This window comes from Actinomycetota bacterium, assembly GCA_036280995.1.
Taxonomy (GTDB): Bacteria; Actinomycetota; CALGFH01; order CALGFH01; family CALGFH01; genus CALGFH01.
In genome coordinates this window covers 1-2,877 of sequence record DASUPQ010000379.1, presented here as the reverse complement: position 1 = coordinate 2,877, position 2,877 = coordinate 1, and the positions used below count along the sequence as shown (strand labels likewise).

General features: G+C 70.9%; 4 protein-coding genes. 1 reads left to right on the top strand and 3 read right to left on the bottom strand.

Annotation, left to right across the window (positions count from 1 at the left end):
• Window positions 1-280: 280 nt before the first annotated feature.
• From VF468_12820 to VF468_12810, 3 genes are all read right to left on the bottom strand, one after another.
• Window positions 281-679 (bottom strand): YciI family protein, encoded by a 399-nt coding sequence (locus VF468_12820; GenBank protein HEX5879178.1) that lies wholly within the window; start codon window positions 677-679, stop codon window positions 281-283.
• Window positions 680-981: 302 nt separating this feature from the next.
• Window positions 982-1,188 carry a hypothetical protein gene (locus VF468_12815; protein ID HEX5879177.1) on the bottom strand — a complete coding sequence of 69 codons (207 nt, stop codon included), beginning with the start codon at window positions 1,186-1,188 and terminating at the stop codon, window positions 982-984.
• Between the two features lie 60 nt (window positions 1,189-1,248).
• A complete protein-coding gene (locus tag VF468_12810) occupies window positions 1,249-1,893 on the bottom strand; it encodes a TetR family transcriptional regulator (GenBank protein HEX5879176.1) in 645 nt (214 codons plus the stop codon).
• 65 nt (window positions 1,894-1,958) lie between these two features.
• Here VF468_12810 and VF468_12805 point away from each other — a divergent pair, with 65 nt between their 5' ends.
• Window positions 1,959-2,765 (top strand): alpha/beta hydrolase, encoded by an 807-nt coding sequence (locus tag VF468_12805; GenBank protein ID HEX5879175.1) that lies wholly within the window; start codon window positions 1,959-1,961, stop codon window positions 2,763-2,765.
• Window positions 2,766-2,877 lie beyond the last annotated feature (112 nt).

The following is a 2,877-nucleotide window of genomic DNA, read 5'->3' as shown; positions in this document are numbered from 1 at the left end:
CCCGTCCCTGCCTTAACGGCGATCCTGGATGCCACATCCGCTGAGGTGCGGCCGGAGGGGCCGGCCGCTGGTCGGGGGAGGCTCCCAGCCCCGGCACGGGAGGACCCCCTTGACCACCCAGGTGCTGACCGCTCGGCTCGTTGGAGTTCGTCGGCCCTTCGAACCGACTGCTCACCGCCTGACTCGGTCCGCGCCGGCGGGGCAATGGAGCGGCGTCGTCCCGCTTCGAGCTCATCATCTTGGACAGGTCAGGTCGCCCTGGCCGCGCCATGTCCTCGTCTTACCCGCCGCTGCTCGATGCGTCAACGCCCTCCAGCTCGAACACCCGACGGATCTCGATCTCGCCCGTGGCGCCGTACTCGCCGGGGTAGATCCGGGAAAGCGCCTCGAACGGGGCACGCTTGGCCCATTCCACGGCCTCGTCCATCGACTGCACCTGGAGGATCCAGTAGCCCGCGATCAGCGCCTTCGACTCGGGGAACGGCCCATCGATGACGGCGCGGTTCCCCTCGGCGAACTTCACACGCCGCCCCTCGGCGCTGGGGAGAAGCCCCGCCAGGTCCAGAAGCACGCCGGCCCTCTGCAGCTCGTCGTTGTACCTGCCCATCGCGGCCAGGAGTTCCTCGCCAGGCGCGGCGCCCGGTTCCGGATCCCCCTTGATCATCATCATCACCCGCATGTCGTGCCTCCTTCCTGGTGCTCCCAGTCAACAACGCGGTCAACGCTCTGCCTCTGGCCGCCGACCTTCATGGCGGGGCCCCGGCGTTCTGTGAGTCTGTCTCGTTCGTGACGTGATGCTGGATAGTGCAATGCAGGCACGAACGGCCAGGATCATGCGGTTACCGCGGCCTCATGACTCGGACGGACGCCCGTGCCTGCCGACCGATCATCCCCGATCCCAGCCGCTCTCACCCAACCTGCCCACGCCGGCCCCTCCACGACAGCGAACCCCCGCACCTGCCGGCCTACTTGACCAGCGTCTCAGACCCGCGAGCTGCCCGTGGCCGCCGCCACCCACTGGTCGCGATCTTGAGCCTGGCGGCCGACGCGCCCCAGCCGGTCCGGGCCGCGCTCGGCGCCCGCCACCAGGCTCCCGGCCACCGGGGGATTGAGGCCCTGCACCACATCCGCGACGTCACCTTCGCCGAGGATGCCTCCCAGGTGCGCACCGGCAACGCGCCCGCTCATGAATCAGGCATTCCCGCACCTTGGTGGCGAGGCCAGCCTTGTCAGCCGTGTGTCGGCGGGTCAGCCGAGAAGGTCGTGGTCAAGCAGGTCGGTCACCCAGGACGCGTAGCGCCGTGTCGGCCATCGGCACTCCACGGTGAGCAGGTGGTACAGCTCGGGGCTGAGCAGGGCGCTGTAGTGCTCGGCGGCCTGCTTGACGCTCAACCCGGCTCGCAGTGACCGGCCGAGGTAGGTCTCCAGGTTGCGAGCCTGGAGCTGCAGCCGAAGCTGCAGCATGCGGCCGTACAACTCGGCAGCGAAGGGATGGCCGTCGGCCGCGCCCCGGAGCACGGCGTGCACCGGGCTGATCCGAGTGAGGGTCTCGCAGCTGAGCTCGACGAGTCGGCGGAGCCGCTGGTGAGGGTCCGCGAGCCCGCCGACCTCGCCCCTGCGGTGCTGCTGGTCGCGCTGGGTGGGATCCTCCGGGTCGAACCTGGCCAGCGCCAGGATGCCTTCCAGCAGGCCCTGCTTGCCGCCGAGGGAGACATAGATCGTGTCGGCAGACACGCCGGCGGCCTGGGCCACCGCGGCGACCGTGGTGCCGGCGTAGCCGCGGGCCAGGAACAGGTCCCGGGCGGCGGCCAGGACCCGCCGGCGGGTTCCGTCGGCCTGTTCGGCGCGCAGCGGCGAATGGTATCGACGCCGGCTGTTGACATCGTCGGCCACGACGAGCAGTCTACCAACTATCGATTCATTCCAGTTCTACTCGGATGGATTTAGGGAGCTCCGCGATGGACAGCCTCGCCGGTCTTGACTACGACGAGCGCGGTGCCGGCGAGGTGGTCTGCCTGGTCCACGCCGGCGTCTTCGGCGCCTGGTTCGGGCCGCTGTTCGAGCAGCCGGCCCTGGACGGGTTCCGGGTCATCCGACCGATCCGGCCGGGCTACGGCCACAGCCCGGCGCCGTCCGAGCCGGCCAGCATCGCCGCCCACGCCCGCCAGTGCGGTGCGCTGCTGCGCGCGCTCGGCGTCGCCCGCGCCCACTGGGTCGGGCATTCCTCCAGCTGCTGTATCGGGCTGCAGCTGGCCCTCGACGACCCCGGTCTGGTCGCCAGCCTGACCCTCTTCGAACCGGCCAAGCCCTCGGGCAAGCAGCGGGAGGTGGCCGCGTCGAGCTATGTCGGCCCCGCGCTGGCGGCCGCGGCCCAGGGCGACATCGCTCGCGCCTTCGACGTGTTCCTGCGCGGGGTGGGCGGCGACGGCTACCGGAAGGTCCTGCGCACCCGGTTCGGGGACGACGGCCTGGTGGAGGCCGAGCGCGAGTCGGCCTACTTCTTCGCCGACGAGCTGCCGGCAGTGGCCGCCTGGACCTTCGGGCCGGCCGAGGCGGCCCGGGTCACGGCACCGGCCCTGCTGCTCTGCGGCGCCGAATCCCGCCCCTGGTTCCGCGAGAACGTCGCCATCCTGGCCGAGATGCTGCCCGACGTGCGCACCCAGACCCTGCCCGCGCTGGATCACCTGGCCCCCCTCACCCGCCCCGCGGAACTCGCCTCCTCCATCAGCGAGTTCGTCCGCCACCCAGCGGCCACGCCCTCCTGACGTCAGCGGCCAGCCAGATGCCTCCAGCACTCCAGGGCACCTGATCACGTGAGTTGTTCCGACTCCCCATGACGCTCGCCAGTAACCTGGGCCGGTCGGCCGGGGCCCTGCA